The following is a 16,274-nucleotide window of genomic DNA, read 5'->3' as shown; positions in this document are numbered from 1 at the left end:
TTAACTATGGCTTCTAGGATTAACAGGCCTGGACTTAGAGGTATCAATCAAATCTGTGAATTTAAATCTATCTGGAGACATATTATTGAACTCTTCAATATCAGTTAGCTCTTTATTGTCTATAAGATACTCTGATGCCTTAATTATTTTTTCAGAGCTTAATAGGCCAATGGAAATTCCCTTAAGATCCCCATCTTGATTAAAGAAAATGAATTGAGGTATTCCATTAACATTATATTTATCAATCAGGGGAGACCACCTCTGATTATCTACATTCAATAAAACAATATCAAGTTTATCCCCCATCCTTTTTTCTAAGTCGACTATTGAGGGGGACATTTTTTGACATACTTCACACCAATCTGCATAGAACTCGAAAATAGTTGGTTTACCATTGGCTAAAGCTATTTCTGGCAACAGCGAACTACGAGCCAGTTGCTCGAGTGGCTGCACTGAAGCAACACTAATCTTCATGATCAAAAGTGCTGCAGATAGTACAAAAGCCACCAGCATCAAAAGAATTTTTTGTAGTTTGCTGAGGGCAATTAATGAAGAATTATCTGCCATAAAAAATCTGATTCAGAACTCACTTTGGCATTATTTGAATGATTTATTAGGAAAAGGTTTCTATTTGAGCTAATGTTCAGCCGATTTAACCTTCTTGGCTATATCAAATAGCCACAATGAAATGGACCCCATTGGCCTTTCGCCTTTATCAAAAGAATCTTCAATCTTCGGAACAGATGGGATCCGAGGAAATGCAAAGAATTTGCTAACAGAAAATATTGTTTTCAAAATTGGATACTGGTTTGGCCTAGCAATTTCTGGTGAAGGGCCTTTCCTAATCGGTAAAGACTCTCGTCAGAGCGGCTCAATGATTGTTTCTGCATTGGCAGCTGGTTTGACGGCTGCTGGCAAAGAAGTTTGGGTATTAGGCCTATGCACAACACCTGCAGTACCGCACCTCATTCAAAGATTTGGCGCTTCTGGAGGTGCCATGGTTTCTGCAAGCCACAATCCACCAGAAGATAATGGAATAAAGTTTTTTAATTCGACTGGTAATAAAATTACACTTGGACAACAAAATATTATTGAGCAAGGCCTATTACAAGAAATAAGTACTTCAAAAAATATTGGACAAGTCTATTTCCGCAATGAACTTCTTGGAGATTATGAGAATAGCCTTTTAGAGTCTGCCAAAGACCAAAGCTTGGCTAATGTATCAATTGTTCTAGATCTATGCTGGGGATCAGCCACATCATGTGGAGAAAAGATTTTTAAGGCTTTAGGAGCAAATGTAAGCACAATAAATGGGAAAGCTGATGGAGGGAAAATTAATGTCAACTGTGGATCGACCAATCTTAATCAGCTAAAAGAAGCCGTTCTTTCAAAGAATGCTCAAATGGGTTTTGCTTTTGATGGAGACGCTGACAGATTAATGGCTATTGATGAAAAAGGGCGAGTCATAGATGGAGATCATATTCTTTATTTATGGGGTTCACATCTTAAAGCGAAGAATAAACTGAATGAAAAAAGGTTAGTTACCACATCAATGTCAAACCTTGGGCTAGAAAAAGCTTGGCTAGGGCAAGGAGGTTTATTAGAAAGAACGTCCGTAGGTGATCGCCATGTTCACGAAGCAATGCTAAAAACTAATGCAAACTTAGGAGGAGAACAATCAGGTCATATTCTCTCAAGCATGAATAAGCTATGTGGAGATGGTCTGCTTACGGCTATACAACTTTCAACGATATGTGCTGGCCTTGATCTTCGGCTTTTTGAATGGCGAAATCAAAGCTTCAAGCCATATGCCCAAAAACTAATAAATGTACCAATAACTAATGCACCTGTATGCAGACCCTGGAAAGAATCTCAACCACTTCAAGCAGCAGTTCAAAAGGCTAAATTAGCAATGGGAAAGGAAGGAAGAATTCTTATTAGAGAAAGTGGGACCGAGCCATTGTTAAGGGTGATGGTTGAATCTAAAGACCCTCTTTTAGTTGATTCATGGAGTTCTCATCTTGCAGAAGTAGCTCAAGAGGATTTAAACGCTGCTTAAGTAAGTTATCTATTCAAGTCAAACAAGAGTTCACATTAATTTTAAATACCTATAGTTTTAGGCAAATCTTTTTCAGTCCTATAAAATAATGCTCTGTAAACAGTTAATTCTCTACTTATTGCATACTCTTCCCGCTCAGTAGATAACTGAAAAGGATTATTTTTCAACCAGATTTCAGGTCCTGGATTAATACTTTCAAAGCATTCACTTCTCTCTATAATATCAATCATTGAATTAATCACAGGAAGGACATCACTCTGAATAAATAACTGCGAGCCAGTTCCTAAAGCTGAAGCCAATGCCATTAATAGTGAAGTATTTAAAACCCTGCGCTTCTGATGACGTTTTTTAAACCATGGATCAGGAAACTGTATAGAAACTCTCTTTAATTGACCTTTCTTTAAAGATCTCAACCATTTTATTAAGCTAACATTTGCATTGCAAAATAAGAAGTTTAAATTCTCTAAGCCTAGTTCTTTCCTTTCTTTCTCAGCAGCTTGAACAAGTGAATTTCTAATGTCAACACCCAAAAAATTCCATTGCTTTTCTAAAGAAGCAAATTTAATCAAAAACTTACCTTTTGCCGAGCCTATATCCAAATGAATTGGCAAGCTTCCATCTAAAAAAAGCTCATTTGGTTCTGGAAGCTCTAGCTCAACTTGAAAGAATCTACTCAAAGGGTTGACATGTTGTCGCACTCTTTAAAAACGCAAGGGTTCATTTAAGAAGCCTAAGAGAGTTCTTTGCAGAATTGATACTCAAAAAGAGATAAAGTTATGGAATGGCTGAGATCTCATTTCGCACTCTTGTTTGGCTTACCTACAAACTAGGGGCTACTTTTGCTTTTGGACTTCCCTTAATTCTATTAATTTGGGCCAGCATTAAAAAAGAATATTCAATTGTTAGATTGCTATCAATTTATTGGAAGGTTGCTAGTCTAATTCCGATCAGCATCCTTCTTCTAACTGGAGATAGGTCTATAGGTCATTTAACTTCCTTTGCGGCTCCCTTCCTCTTGGTAACGTCAATTTGGTTCTGGGTAGATCTCAATGAAGAATTAAGAGACTTACCTCATTGGAAACCTCTTAATTTTATAGTTAAAGTATGGAGGTGGATAATTAGTTTTTTTGGAGTCATATATCTCAGTCTCAGCTTTTCAAGTCTGTCATGTATTCAATCTTTATCTAATCAATCTTGTAATGCTTGGAAAGAAGCTCCAATAAAATCACATATCATGCTAAAGGGCTTATTCAACTTTTTATTTGGTGCCAACTGGACTGAATCATTAGCAGCTTTCCTTGGCTATCTAGCATTAATTGCATATCTTGTGGGACTTCTTCAATGGTTATTGGTCCGCTTCCCCAAACAAGGGAGGATTGCAGGAGGTTTCTGATATATGGCTCTTTCAAATAATGAAAAAATGTTATTAATATTAGAAAGAATTAGTCAATTGCATATAAATAAAATTCTTAGGTTAAAAGGCTTTATTGTAGAAAAAGATGAAAGTAAAAGACCATTAGAGATATTAATCTATAAAGGATTTAGTAGTTGTACAACTCATTCAACAGATTTTGATCTAGACAAACCAACACTACCTAGAAATGCAAATCTCATTGAAGCTGAGTTACTACTAGCACCAATGAATCCTTCACAGGATAAAATAGTTCGAGGGCCATTAAAAATAGAAGAATTCCTAAAAGAAAGTAATTGGTTATAAACAAAAATTTATTCTTTATTTTATTTTAAAGCCTATTCATTACAGTCACACATCTTCCACATAATGTTGGATGTTCAGAGCAACTACCAATATCTTGTTCATAATGCCAACATCGTTCACACTTATATCCCCTTGCATTAGATATCTCAATAACTCCTAATTCAAATTGTTGGCTTATTAAGACTTCAGCCCAAGGCTCTCCTCCTATTTGAAGTTGTGACACAAGAAACCAATCTCTAATACAATCAACATCATGGTCACCATTCTTAGCAAGAAAGTCTATTGCATCTAAAAGACCCTGATTAGTTATCTCAAGCCGCAATCCTGCTTCCAAGGAAGAGCCTAGCTCCTGCCTATTTCTGCAACCTTCTAAGACACGGTTAACTGATGTCCTAAGTTCTCGAATTAAAGAAATAGGTTCAGTTAAAGAAGCTCTCTTCCAATTGCTTGGAGACACTGGCCAGCCTCTTTTAAATACAGATTCTTCAGAAAGTTGATAGGGTATATTCTGCCAAATATCTTCAGCCATATGACATAAAACTGGAGAGATAAGACCTGCTAATTTCTCTATAATTAAAGCCATTACAGTCTGACAAGCTCTTCTTCTGGGATCATCAGGTGCACTCACATAAAGTCTATCTTTCGCAATATCTAAGTAAAAATTAGACAGGTCAACTGTACAGAAGCTTTGTAATAATTGAAAGAATCTAGAAAACTCATATTTCTCAAAAGCCAATGTAATCTCATCTATGACTTCTGCTGTTCTATTAAGCATCCATTTGTCAAGTATTGGCAAGTTATCTATATCAACCGAATTTTTTTTAGGGTCAAAATCATGCAAGTTACCAAGAAGATAGCGAGAAGTATTCCTAACTTTTCTATAAACATCAGAGAGTTGTTTTAAGATGTTAGAACCGATAGGAACATCAACTGAATAATCAACTGAACTTACCCAAAGCCTAAGAACGTCAGCTCCATATGCAGGGTCAGTTTTCTTATTTGTTCCTCCATTAATTATTACTGTTGGATCAATAATATTGCCCAATGATTTACTCATCTTCCTACCATTTTCATCTAAAGCAAACCCATGAGTTAAAACTTTTTTATAAGGAGCATGACCATTGACAGCAACGGATGTTAACAATGAAGACTGAAACCAGCCTCGATGCTGATCTGTGCCTTCCAAGTAAAGATCGGCTGGATAGCCCAGTTCATCTCTTTGACAACTGACTGAAGCCCAACTAGAACCAGAGTCAAACCAAACATCCATAGTGTCAACTCCTTTTTGCCAATGATGTGATTCAGAAGCTAAAGATGGAGGCAAAAGTTTAGACTCATCAAATTCCCACCAAATATCTGCTCCATACTGAGCAAAAAGATTTTCAATATGATCAATAGTTTCCTTATTTAATAAAATTTCATTGGTATTTTTTTTATAAAATACTGGTATTGGTATACCCCAAGTCCGCTGCCTAGAAATACACCAATCACCTCTTTCGCGTACCATGGATTGAATACGATTGCGTCCAGATTCTGGTAGCCACTCAACATCATCAATTGCTTTTAGAGCATCTTCTCTAAAGCCTTCAACAGACGCAAACCATTGCTCAGTTGCTCTAAATATAGTTGGTTTTTTTGTTCTCCAGTCATATGGATATTTATGTACATAAGGTAGCTCTTTTAATAAAGAGCCAGAAATCTCAAGGGAGCTAATAATTTCTTTATTTGCATCCTTTAAAACATTTAGTCCTTCAAATTTGCCTGCCTCTGAAGTAAAAATTCCTTTCTCATCAACTGGACAAAATACTTCTAAATTATTTTGAAGTCCTGTCTTGAAATCATCAATTCCATGACCAGGTGCAGTATGAACTAAGCCTGTACCAGATTGAGTGGTTATATAACTACCGCCAAGAACAATTGGAGCCGTTCTTTCATATAAAGGATGTTTATAAAGAATTCCTTTCAAAGATTCACCTTTAGCATTTGCAACTTGTTTGAAGCTAATCCCTAATATCTCAGATACTTCTTCTAAAAGTTCAGTAGCAAAAATTAAGATCTGGCCTTTTTCTTCATGTCTAACAAAAGAATAATCAAGATTAGAATTTACAGATACTGCTGCATTTGCAGGCAAAGTCCAAGGCGTAGTGGTCCAAATACATACTTTCAATCTTTTACTTAATTCGACTTCATCACCTGGAAGTTCTAAGCCTTGCTTAATAAGATTTTCAGATAAGCTTTGAGGTAAATGTATTACTGAAAAAGCAACATATACACTGGGACTGGTATGTGCTTCTGGATATTCTAATTCTGCCTCAGCCAAAGCTGTCCTAGAACTAGGACTCCAATGCACTGGCTTAAGCCCTCTATAGATGTATCCCTTGAGCACCATCTGACCAAATAATTTCACTTGAGCAGATTCGTATTCTTTTTGAAGGGTTAAATAAGGTTTATTCCAATTTCCCCATATGCCCCATCGTTTAAAACCTTCCATTTGACCTTTTACCTGCTTACTTGCATAAGCAGCAGCCTTTTTTCTTAATTGAATAGGAGTTAAAGCTTGTCTTTCTTTATTTGAGAGGGTTTGTAGAACTTTGAGCTCAATAGGTAGTCCATGGCAATCCCATCCAGGGACAAAATGTACTTTGTGCCCCCGCATAATGTGAAATTTATTAATTATGTCTTTCAGAACTTTATTAAGGGCATGTCCCATATGAAGAGCCCCATTTGCATAAGGAGGGCCATCATGCAAAGTAAAAGATGGACCTTTATTGGCCAAACCAAGTTCCAGGTCTATTCCTTTGTCCGCCCAAAAGTTTTGAAGCTCAGGTTCCCTAAGAGTTGCATTGGCACGCATACCAAAGCTTGTCTTTAGAAGATTGAGTGATTCTTTGTAGGATGGGCGGTTTTGCTCGCCCTGACGTGTCTCCTTGGTCACATTGATCCTTCGTTAAAAAAGATTATGAGTCCTCAGAGGTAAAATTGCTCTTTTTTAGTGATGAATTCTGATCTGGGTCAGTTTTCAAATCCGATGGTGAAGTCTCATCAGAAAAAAATTCCTTTGGAGTTAAGGTTTTGGATTCAGCGGAAGGATCTGGGCGAATCCACTTTTTTACAGTTGAATTTGTTTGTTTTTTTGGAAGTAAAGCTTTAATTAGCTCCAAACAGATAGACCATAATTTTGCAAAGATTAAAAATAATTGCCTAATGCTGATATTCCACTTTTGAAACGACTTCAAAGCAATTTTTTCTTCGGGACTTAATTGCTGCCATCGATTATTAGAGACCTCCAATAAAAGTCTTGAAATAATTAATGCTCCCAAAAGGACTGCTAGCATTGGCGTGCCAGTAAAACGATCATTCTCTGTAATCAGAATTAAACCTAAAATGATTACCAAGGCTCCCCATAAAGAATCTCGAGCCCGACTCAACTCAGTAAGCACCAAAGGTAAAATTAAAATTACAAACCCTACTAAAACAGAAAGGTCACCAATAAAAACGGCCAACATGATTTCCTAGAATGACCATGACTTTATATATTTTGTCTTAAGTTGAACAGTAAGCCCACCTGGCGGAATTGGTAGACGCGCTGGTTTTAGGTACCAGTGACTTCGGTCGTGGGAGTTCAAGTCTCCCGGTGGGCACTATTAAGGCAATTCTAGATAAAGTGGTTTTATCTATTAAGAAAGTTTCTCTTGGGAATGGAAACACCCGAATTAAAAATCATTCTCAAAACTTCCAAAAATGATTTTTCTTCTAGGGATTAATCCAAAAAAGCAATGACCCAGATACTAGATGTCGCTCAGGCCAAAGAAGTCTCAGAGAAATCTCAATCTTTTGCATTTTGGCAAAAGGTTATTAAAGACTATCTAGATCCGCCTGATTCTATAAACCCAACAGTGGCATTGTTTCTAGGTGGATATCTCATCGCATTCTTAACTATCTGGCAATGGTACGAAGGTGATTGGCCATTGCCAGTACTAGTTGGGATGGCATTCCTTTCATTGCATATGGAGGGAACAGTCATTCATGATGCATGCCACAAAGCAGCTCATCCCAACAAGTGGATAAATCAAGCGATGGGGCATGGAGCAGCAATTTTATTGGGCTTTAGCTTCCCCGTTTTCACTAGAGTCCATCTACAACATCACTCTCATGTGAATGATCCTAAGAATGATCCTGATCACATTGTTAGCACTTTTGGCCCAGTTTGGTTAATTGCTCCAAGATTTTTTTATCACGAATATTTCTTTTTTCAGCGCAAACTTTGGCGCCGTTATGAACTAATGCAATGGGGCTTAGAAAGAGCAATATTTTTATCAATAGTTCTTGCTGGAATTAAATTTGACTTCATGAATATTATTTATAATTTATGGTTTGGCCCTGCCCTAATGGTAGGTGTAACTTTAGGAATATTCTTCGATTACCTACCTCATAGACCATTTCTAGCACGCAATAAATGGAAGAATGCGCGGGTTTATCCAAGTAGAGTTATGAATATTCTGATAATGGGTCAAAACTATCATCTTATTCATCACCTTTGGCCATCTATTCCTTGGTTTGAATACAAAGCAGCTTATGAAAAAACCAAACCTCTATTAGATGCAAAAGGCTCTCCTCAGAGAATGGGAATCTTTGAAAGTAAACAAGATAGTTTTAACTTTCTATATGATATTTTTCTTGGGATTAGAAGTCATAGAAAAAATAGAAGCAAAATGCGCCCTCTAGCTAAATTAATGCCAAATTATCGACTAAAAAAGAGTTGGATTAACTTAATTCATAAAACAGCCGTTTTACCTAAGTAAAATAAAACTTAAACTATTCAGAAAGAATCTTTGGTACTCGAAAAAAGTCCCCTTCTCTATTCGGAGCTAAGTTTATTAGATCTTCTCGAATATCTGTTTCTTGAATAATATCCTCCCTTAAAACATTGGTCACCTCAACTGCTCTTGATGTTGGAGGGATATCTTCAGTGTCAACCTCTTCTAATTGAGCCACATAGCCCAATATTTTTTCAAGTTGGCTGGTATAGGTATCAATAAGATCTTCTGGCAAATTTAATCTTGCAAGAGTTGCTACTTTACGAACATCATCAGAAGTAATTTTAGTCATAGTTCTTTGAGGAAATTCAACAAGTCTTCAGTTAAAGCTATCGCAGCTTTATCCAAAAAGATTTCACCATGATCCGGTTTAGCCAAAAAAGGATCTGAACCCATTCTGCCATCAGGATATCTTTGACGAAAATCTTGATAATCATAAATTGGACCTGCAGGTGCAGGTTCAGGCAATTGTCGTTGTTTACTTTGCAAGTTGGGTTCTAAAAAAAGAGTAACTGCAATCTCACTTGGAGTGGCATGCTGGCCCTCAAGATTCCCATATCTTGCTTTGGCCTCCTTAAAAACATCAGGTACCATAAACCAACTCACAAGCTTGCACCTAAAACCTGCAGCGACAGGCAGCTTTAAATTCAAAACAGTTTTATACGCTTGAGAGAAAGCAGCTTTCACAGTTGCAATATTTCCACCATGACCGTTAACAACAAAAACCCTTTCAAATCCATGCCTTGCAAGAGATAACAAAAGGTCGTGAACAACGTTAAGCAAAGTAGATGATTGCAGACTCATTGTCCCTGGGAACCCAAGATGATGCTCAGCCATTCCATATGCCTGCGTGGGAGCAACCAATACGCCAGCTCTCTTCCCAACCTCAAGAGCAACTGCCTCGGCTGTGAGAGCATCTGTACCGATTGCACCAGTTGGCCCATGTTGCTCAGTTGAGCCAATAGGCAAAATAATTCCTTTGCATTTAGTTAAATACTGCTCTACCTCTGCCCAAGTACAAAGGTCTAAGCGATATGAGTTATGAATTAACTCTGAACAATTTAAACTTGTCATGCATTCGTTCATAATTGCTTATAACTTCAATATGAATGAATTAGGCTGCAGTAGTTACCTAATCACAATAGTAATTGCCAAACTGTATAGAAATAGTTACTAAAGGGTAATTATCATCTCATTATTTTCAAATAGATTTTTCTGCTCTCCAAACAGACTTCTTCTGCAGGCCTGCAGAGCTTGTGGCACCTGATTTAATTGGTTGCTTACTTATTAAGCAACAGCCTAATCACAAGCCACTATGGGGAGTAATCGTCGAGACTGAGGCTTATTCAGAGTCTGAGCCTGCATGTCATGGTTATAAAAAAAGGACTCCGAAAAATGAAACTCTTTTTGGACCGCCAGGTCGATTTTATATATACCTATGTTATGGCATGTATTACTGCGTAAACGTCGTTACAGATAAAGCAAACTGGGCAAATGGTGTACTTCTTAGATCCATTGCCTTGCCTAATGAAGATGAACGGATTGCATCAGGGCCTGGTTTATTGGCAAAAAGGTTTGGATTCAATCTTGAACATGATAAGTATTTAATAACAGCTGAAAAAATGTTTTGGCTAGCTGAAAGCACATCAGCCATCAAAATGAAAGAAGTTATCAACACAACCAGAGTCGGTGTTTCAAAGGCCAAAGATTTGCCATGGAGGTGGTATCTGCAAAATAGTCGTAGCGTAAGCAAGCGAGCAAAAGGAGATCGTTGCCCACCAATTTCCCAAGCATGGAAACCAACTCTTAAGGAAAGCTAATGGCTAGTTGGAACCATAAGCACATTATTGATCTGGCGGCATTCTCTTTGGAGGATTACCAAAATGTTCTAGAGCTTGCCAATCGCTTTAAAGCACTCCCAAAATCTGGCGCCAGAAAACTACCTGCCTTACAAGGTAGGTTCATTGCAATTTTATTTTTCGAGCCAAGTACAAGAACTCGCACCAGCTTTGAAATTGCTGCAAAACGTCTTTCAGCAGATGTCCAAACATTTTCTGCTTCAACTAGTTCTTTAACCAAAGGAGAAACACCACTTGATACCGCTCTGACATATGTCGCGATGGGGGCAGATACTCTTGTAATACGCCATAGTTCGTCTGGCGTACCAGAGCAAATTGCAAAATCTCTTGAAAAAGCTGGGAAAAAGACAGCAATTCTGAATGGAGGTGATGGACTACACAGCCATCCAAGTCAAGCATTGCTCGACTTATTTACATTGGTCAATTTTTTTGAACCAAGCAAACCTGATATAAAGTCAATTAAAGGTAAAAGAATTGCAATAGTTGGGGATATTCTTCACTCAAGAGTTGCCAGGTCTAATTTATGGAGCCTCACGGGATGTGGTGCTGATGTAATACTTTGTGGCCCTAAAAGCCTCCTACCTAATGATTTTGTTGATTTTGTATCTTCTCCACCACCAGGACAATTAATTGACCCAATTAAAAATCGAGGGAAAGTAATGATTTCCAGATCGTTAAAAGAAACATTGCAACAATCTGATGCTGTAATAACTCTAAGGCTTCAAAAAGAACGTATGAACCAAAATCTCCTTACTAACCTAGGTTCATATCACAGAGAATATGGAATATCACGTCGAATTCTTCAAAATTTTAGAAAGGAGATCCCTGTCTTGCACCCTGGTCCTGTAAATAGAGGAATAGAGATAAGCAGTGAACTTCTAGATGATCAATCAATTTGTTTAACTCAGGAGCAAGTTAAAAATGGAATTCCTATAAGGATGGCTCTTTTATATTTACTTATGGCATCAAAATAAACAATGGAATTGCCCTAACTCTAACAAGATTAAAGCATTATTTATAAAAGCTTGAATCCTTCCATAAATAATCCATAAAGAAGTCCAATACGTGCGCTATCAATAATTTGAAGGAGAATTGAAGAACTATTTTTTCTATTCCATGCTTGTCTCAATCGAACCATAAACTCTAAAAGAAGAACTGTAAAGAATGCCCCAATAAGATCCATTAATTCTAAAACTGCATTAATCATTCCAACAGAGCTGCCAAATACAAATGCTCCAAAGAAAATAATTAGTAGCAATGAATACCTCCTCCATGGATTGTCTGCCCAAGTCTCTAAAATAATTAAGGCATTGGTAATATTTTTATTAAGGGCTGTTGACTGGTATTTCTTAGGCATAGAACCATTGAAAAGTAAGAGTTTCTGCAAAGTCTCAGCAAATAAAAATAGGCGTTAATAACCTCAATTCCAAAAGAATTAGAAAAATAGATAAAAGTCTAGTTTAATTCTAATGAAATATTGTTTGTTGTTCAATTCTCACAAACCTGTTAATTAGCCTCAGCCTTCGCCTTGGCTTTAGATTTACCCTCTAAAAGCTCAAGCAATGCCTCCATTTGTGCCATTACACCTCTAATCTCCCCTGGTTCCGGAAGCAACCCATCATCTAATACGCCTTGATGCATCTCGCGAAGCTCTTGCCGGATGTATCTAAGATGACTAACCACCTGCTCTCTCTTAGATTGAGACATTGAGTACTTTTATTTTTTAATAGATTTTCTACACATTAGTTGTTTTCTTGAATTTGCAACCAAAGAAGATTCATTTTTCAAGCAACAGTTTTTGAAAACTCTTTTCTATAGAAAGAAGAATGGAGAATATTGATTGGAAGTATTACAATCTTCTTTCAGAGACTATGGCACTTCGCTACTAGATCATTTCTCTTTCAAGCAACCATCAAATCACTTCTTGATAACGAAGCAGCAATTATGACTCAAAAGAATGCTGTCTCAAAATCAACTCTTGGCATTACTCAAGAGCGACTTGAAGCATTTGACGAAAGATCTATTGCAGTTCTTGCTAAACGTCTTGATCAAGATGATTATGCCAGCCCTTTTGATGGTTTAAGTGATTGGCATTGGTTAAGAGCACTTGCAATTCATCGTCCAGAATTAACTCTTCCTTATTTACATCTGATCGATCAGGAACCATTTGATGAAGACTAAAGAATCAAGCCACTTAAAAGGTAGAAAAATCCTTGTAATATCCACTGGAAGCATAGCTGCAGTAAAGACACCATTACTAGTTAGTAGCTTGATCAAAGAAGGTGCCGAAGTTCGGTGTGTAGTTAGTCCAAGTGCATCTCAATTAATCAGTCCATTATCTCTTGCAACCCTTAGCAGGAGCCGCTGCTACCAAGACAAGGATCAATGGGATCCATCTGAACCCAAGCCTCTTCATATCGCTCTAGCCGAGTGGGCCGAAGTAGTTGTAATTGCTCCATTAAGTGCTTCATCCCTAGCAAGATGGGTTAATGGATTAGCCGAAGGGCTAGCCGCCAGTATCCTCTTGGCATGCGAAAAGCCAATTATTGCAGCAGCTGCAATGAACACAGGCATGTGGCACAACGAAGGAGTACAGCGTAATTGGATCGCACTTCAAAAATATTCAAATGTATTAACTTTGAGCCCATCTGAAGGGCTATTAGCTTGTGACCGAATTGGTGATGGAAGGATGATTAATCCAGAGATGATTCAATTAGCCCTAGAAAGCACAGTAATTCAAATGAAAAAGGATCCCTCACTTTCAAAAGACTGGGAAGGATACAAATTACTTGTGACTGCAGGACCAACTATTGAGGATATAGATGCAGCAAGATATCTGACAAATAGGAGTAGTGGGAATATGGGTGTCCTAATTGCACAAGCAGCAAAGTTCCGTGGCGCAAATGTTGATTTGATCCACGGTCCTTTACAAATATCAGACTCTTTTTTAGAAGGCCTGGAAACCTATCAAATTAGAAGTGCGGTTGACATGCAAAAAATGTTGAATGAGCTTCAATCTGATTCAAATGCAATTGCTATGACAGCAGCCATCTCAGATATCCGATCAAAAGGAGGGTCTTTAGAAACCAAAGTCAATAAAGAGTCTCTGATTGATTCAATCAAAGACTCTTTTGAACTAGTCCCAGACCTAATTAGTGACTTAATAAAAAAACGACCAAAAAATCAAGTGATTCTAGGATTTACAGCATTAACAGGAAGCGATCAAAAAGTAAAAAAAGGCGGAGAGCTGAAAAAATCTAAGAAAGGCTGCGATCTTCTATTCGCCAATCCTATTGACAAGCCTAATCAAGGCTTTGATTCTGAATTTAATGGAGGCTGGTTACTTGGTCCTAACGACAGGGCGCTATCAATACCTGTAGCGTCAAAATTATCCATTGCGCATCTATTACTTGACGAACTATTAAAAATCCTGAAAAAGACATCAAAAAAAAATAATTAATCAAAACTCGCTCAATTGTTTTTTTTTAAGCAAAATCTCCAAGAATAACTGCAATTAAAAGGTTCTTAAAAGAATACCCCCCTTTTTTTGCGACTTAAATAAGCTACGGGTTGTTGAGAGCTGCAAAAGGCCGTACATAACGAGCATTTCCCCCTGTAAGCTCCCAACTGAGTAATTGGGCGGTTTTTAATACCGCATTTATTTGGCCTTTAGGCATCCCAACCCATGAGATTTCGTCCTTTGCTAGCCCTGGTGCTTGCTTTCTGTCTCACTTTCATAGCTGCCCCTAGTAGTGTCTCCGCCTCCGGGGAAAGGGGTAATGACAAATTTGCCAACATTGTTAATACCGGCAAGGCTAATGATTGTCCAACTATCTCAGCTGGATCTGGATCAATTAGCGTTGATGGTGGTCTAACAGACATCTGCATGCATCCAACAGAGGTGTATGTGAAGGTTGCAAGATCAAAGCGATCAAAAGCTGATTTCGCACCTGCAAAAATAATTAGTCCTAGAAACAACACAACTGTTGAGCAGGTCTATGGAGATATGTCTGGCGGCACCTTTAAAGAAAAAGGTGGCATTGACTTCCAGTTAATAACAGTACTTGCCCCCAATGGCGAAGAATACCCTTTTGTCTTCTCGGCCAAAGAAATGGCAGTAGATTTCAAAGGTAAGTCTATTTCTCCTGGAACTGAAGCAAGTGGAACAACATTCACTCCAAGCTACAGAACAGGTGATTTCTTAGATCCAAAAAGCAGAGCAAAAGATACTGGTGTTGAATATGCACAAGGTCTAGTGGCTTTAGGTGGTGATGATGAAGAGCTTGCAAAAGAAAACATCAAAAGAGACCTATCTGGAGAAGGCGTTATTACTCTTTCAATAGATAGTGTTGACTCTGATACAGAAGAATTTTCTGGTTCCTTTGTTGCAATTCAACCATCAGATAATGACCTTGGTTCTAAAGAACCAGTAGACGTCAAAATCGTTGGAGAGCTCTATGGGCGTAAAGCTTAATTAGGGTTATTTAGCCTATAAGCGAATACATTTCTTTGAAATGAAGGGACCTATTTTCTAGGTCCCTTTTTAATTTTTCACAAACATTCAAACTAATAGATCCGTTTTTTTGTATCGCTCTCTGGGAGAATTTGCAATATACATATAGTTCTAATGACCTCTAATCAATCACATCCTAAAAGGCAGTCTGAGGTTATAGCACCATACGGAGGCTCTCTTGTTGATTTAATGCTTCCAAAAGCTGATCAAGAAAAAGTCAAAAAAAATGTTAGAGGAAAATTAGAATGCTCCGATCGCAATGCATGTGATATTGAATTACTTGTAATTGGAGGTTTTTCCCCATTAAGAGGATTCATGTTGAAGGATGATTATGAATCTGTAATCAAAAATCATAGAACTACGTCCGGGGACTTATTTGGTTTACCTATTGTGATGGATACTGATCGCGAAGATCTTGTCATCGGTGATCAAGTATTACTTACATATAAAGGCCAAGATATTGCAGTTCTAAAAATCGAAGAAAAATGGGAACCAGATAAAATGCTTGAAGCAAAAGGCTGCTATGGAACCACATCTCTAGAACATCCTGCAGTCAGAATGATTGCAATGCAAAGAAAACGTTTTTATTTAGGTGGCGCAGTTCATGGGTTAGAGCTTCCAAAAAGAGTGTTTCCATGTAAAACACCTGCAGAGCTTAGAAAAGAATTGCCAAAGGATGAAGATGTAGTTGCCTTTCAATGTCGGAACCCAATCCATAGAGCTCATTATGAACTCTTCACTAGAGCTCTTGATGCAGATAATGTGAGTAAAAATGCAGTTGTATTAGTTCATCCAACATGTGGTCCTACTCAAGAAGACGACATCGCAGGTGAAGTTCGTTTTCAAACTTATGAAAGGCTTGCATCTGAAGTTAATAATCCAAGAATAAAATGGGCTTACCTGCCATATTCAATGCATATGGCAGGTCCTAGAGAAGCTCTGCAACATATGATTATTCGTCGGAATTACGGCTGTACACATTTCATCATTGGGAGAGATATGGCTGGGTGCAAATCAAGTCTTAATGGAGATGACTTTTATGGTCCATATGAAGCTCAAGATTTTGCTAAAAAGTATTCCACTGAACTGAGTATGGACACTGTCCCTTCATTGAATCTTGTTTTTACAGAAGAAGAAGGCTATGTAACCGCTGAACATGCTAAAAGCTGCAACCTTCATATCAAAAAATTAAGTGGCACTGAATTTAGAAAAATGCTTCGTAATGGAGAGGATATCCCAGAATGGTTTGCATTCAAAAGCGTGGTTGAAGTACTACGTAAAGCCTAATCAGAGCAAATTCCTATTAACA

At 37.7% G+C, this 16,274-nt stretch carries 18 protein-coding genes and 1 tRNA gene; 11 read left to right on the top strand and 8 right to left on the bottom strand.

Features of this window, described 5'->3' with window-relative positions; all coding sequences use genetic code 11:
• Window positions 1-567, bottom strand: coding sequence for a thioredoxin domain-containing protein (locus P9211_RS01320; protein ID WP_012194823.1), 567 nt, complete (start codon window positions 565-567; stop codon window positions 1-3).
• Between the two features lie 121 nt (window positions 568-688).
• On the opposite strand from P9211_RS01320, the gene glmM reads away from it, so the two are divergent.
• The gene (gene glmM / locus P9211_RS01315) at window positions 689-2,059 is read left to right on the top strand and encodes a phosphoglucosamine mutase (RefSeq protein WP_012194821.1); all 1,371 of its coding nucleotides are present in this window, start codon (window positions 689-691) and stop codon (window positions 2,057-2,059) included.
• Window positions 2,060-2,100: 41 nt separating this feature from the next.
• On the opposite strand, the gene trmB is transcribed toward glmM, so the two are convergent.
• Window positions 2,101-2,757 (bottom strand): tRNA (guanosine(46)-N7)-methyltransferase TrmB, encoded by a 657-nt coding sequence (trmB, locus tag P9211_RS01310; protein WP_012194820.1) that lies wholly within the window; start codon window positions 2,755-2,757, stop codon window positions 2,101-2,103.
• Window positions 2,758-2,840: 83 nt separating this feature from the next.
• On the opposite strand from trmB, the gene P9211_RS01305 reads away from it, so the two are divergent.
• Window positions 2,841-3,452 carry a DUF3177 family protein gene (locus P9211_RS01305; RefSeq protein WP_012194819.1) on the top strand — a complete coding sequence of 204 codons (612 nt, stop codon included), beginning with the start codon at window positions 2,841-2,843 and terminating at the stop codon, window positions 3,450-3,452.
• A 3-nt stretch (window positions 3,453-3,455) separates the two neighbouring features.
• On the top strand, window positions 3,456-3,776 hold the full coding sequence (locus P9211_RS01300; RefSeq protein ID WP_012194818.1) for a hypothetical protein: 321 nt from the start codon (window positions 3,456-3,458) through the stop codon (window positions 3,774-3,776).
• A gap of 25 nt (window positions 3,777-3,801) precedes the next feature.
• On the opposite strand, the gene ileS is transcribed toward P9211_RS01300, so the two are convergent.
• Both ileS and P9211_RS01290 read right to left on the bottom strand, forming a co-directional pair.
• The gene (gene ileS, locus P9211_RS01295; protein WP_012194817.1) at window positions 3,802-6,711 is read right to left on the bottom strand and encodes an isoleucine--tRNA ligase; all 2,910 of its coding nucleotides are present in this window, start codon (window positions 6,709-6,711) and stop codon (window positions 3,802-3,804) included.
• A 22-nt stretch (window positions 6,712-6,733) separates the two neighbouring features.
• Window positions 6,734-7,282, bottom strand: a complete 549-nt coding sequence (locus tag P9211_RS01290; RefSeq protein ID WP_012194816.1) for a Ycf66 family protein — start codon at window positions 7,280-7,282, stop codon at window positions 6,734-6,736.
• A gap of 53 nt (window positions 7,283-7,335) precedes the next feature.
• On the opposite strand from P9211_RS01290, the gene P9211_RS01285 reads away from it, so the two are divergent.
• Window positions 7,336-7,417, top strand: a tRNA-Leu gene (locus P9211_RS01285).
• 135 nt (window positions 7,418-7,552) lie between these two features.
• The gene (crtR, locus tag P9211_RS01280) at window positions 7,553-8,578 is read left to right on the top strand and encodes a beta-carotene hydroxylase (RefSeq protein ID WP_012194815.1); all 1,026 of its coding nucleotides are present in this window, start codon (window positions 7,553-7,555) and stop codon (window positions 8,576-8,578) included.
• Window positions 8,579-8,591: 13 nt separating this feature from the next.
• Here crtR and gatC read toward each other — a convergent pair whose 3' ends face one another.
• Complete coding sequence (gene gatC, locus P9211_RS01275) at window positions 8,592-8,885, bottom strand: Asp-tRNA(Asn)/Glu-tRNA(Gln) amidotransferase subunit GatC (protein WP_012194814.1); 294 nt, start codon at window positions 8,883-8,885, stop codon at window positions 8,592-8,594.
• The gene (locus P9211_RS01270; RefSeq protein WP_143703321.1) at window positions 8,882-9,667 is read right to left on the bottom strand and encodes a creatininase family protein; all 786 of its coding nucleotides are present in this window, start codon (window positions 9,665-9,667) and stop codon (window positions 8,882-8,884) included. The genes gatC and P9211_RS01270 overlap by 4 nt, the downstream gene beginning before the upstream one ends.
• Window positions 9,668-9,849: 182 nt before the next feature.
• Between P9211_RS01270 and P9211_RS01265 the strand changes: the two genes are divergently transcribed.
• The gene (locus P9211_RS01265) at window positions 9,850-10,413 is read left to right on the top strand and encodes a DNA-3-methyladenine glycosylase (protein ID WP_012194812.1); all 564 of its coding nucleotides are present in this window, start codon (window positions 9,850-9,852) and stop codon (window positions 10,411-10,413) included.
• A complete protein-coding gene (locus tag P9211_RS01260; RefSeq protein WP_012194811.1) occupies window positions 10,413-11,426 on the top strand; it encodes an aspartate carbamoyltransferase catalytic subunit in 1,014 nt (337 codons plus the stop codon). The genes P9211_RS01265 and P9211_RS01260 overlap by 1 nt, the downstream gene beginning before the upstream one ends.
• A 41-nt stretch (window positions 11,427-11,467) precedes the next feature.
• Here P9211_RS01260 and P9211_RS01255 read toward each other — a convergent pair whose 3' ends face one another.
• Both P9211_RS01255 and P9211_RS01250 read right to left on the bottom strand, forming a co-directional pair.
• Window positions 11,468-11,809: a DUF565 domain-containing protein gene (locus P9211_RS01255; protein ID WP_012194810.1), complete on the bottom strand. Its 342-nt coding sequence runs from the start codon at window positions 11,807-11,809 to the stop codon at window positions 11,468-11,470.
• A 149-nt stretch (window positions 11,810-11,958) separates the two neighbouring features.
• Window positions 11,959-12,159 carry a hypothetical protein gene (locus P9211_RS01250; protein WP_012194809.1) on the bottom strand — a complete coding sequence of 67 codons (201 nt, stop codon included), beginning with the start codon at window positions 12,157-12,159 and terminating at the stop codon, window positions 11,959-11,961.
• Between the two features lie 237 nt (window positions 12,160-12,396).
• Here P9211_RS01250 and isiD point away from each other — a divergent pair, with 237 nt between their 5' ends.
• From isiD to sat, 4 genes are all read left to right on the top strand, one after another.
• Complete coding sequence (isiD, locus tag P9211_RS01245; protein ID WP_041391354.1) at window positions 12,397-12,633, top strand: protein IsiD; 237 nt, start codon at window positions 12,397-12,399, stop codon at window positions 12,631-12,633.
• The gene (gene coaBC, locus P9211_RS01240) at window positions 12,623-13,912 is read left to right on the top strand and encodes a bifunctional phosphopantothenoylcysteine decarboxylase/phosphopantothenate--cysteine ligase CoaBC (RefSeq protein ID WP_012194807.1); all 1,290 of its coding nucleotides are present in this window, start codon (window positions 12,623-12,625) and stop codon (window positions 13,910-13,912) included. The genes isiD and coaBC overlap by 11 nt, the downstream gene beginning before the upstream one ends.
• A gap of 225 nt (window positions 13,913-14,137) precedes the next feature.
• Window positions 14,138-14,926: a photosystem II manganese-stabilizing polypeptide gene (locus tag P9211_RS01235; RefSeq protein WP_012194806.1), complete on the top strand. Its 789-nt coding sequence runs from the start codon at window positions 14,138-14,140 to the stop codon at window positions 14,924-14,926.
• A gap of 153 nt (window positions 14,927-15,079) precedes the next feature.
• A complete protein-coding gene (gene sat, locus P9211_RS01230; RefSeq protein ID WP_012194805.1) occupies window positions 15,080-16,252 on the top strand; it encodes a sulfate adenylyltransferase in 1,173 nt (390 codons plus the stop codon).
• The last annotated feature ends 22 nt before the right edge of the window (window positions 16,253-16,274 follow it).

Origin of the sequence: Prochlorococcus marinus str. MIT 9211, from assembly GCF_000018585.1 — a bacterium.
GTDB classification, from domain to species: domain Bacteria; phylum Cyanobacteriota; class Cyanobacteriia; order PCC-6307; family Cyanobiaceae; genus Prochlorococcus_D; species Prochlorococcus_D marinus_B.
The sequence above is the reverse complement of the archived record's forward strand: the minus strand, read 5'-3'. Positions and strand labels throughout refer to the sequence as shown.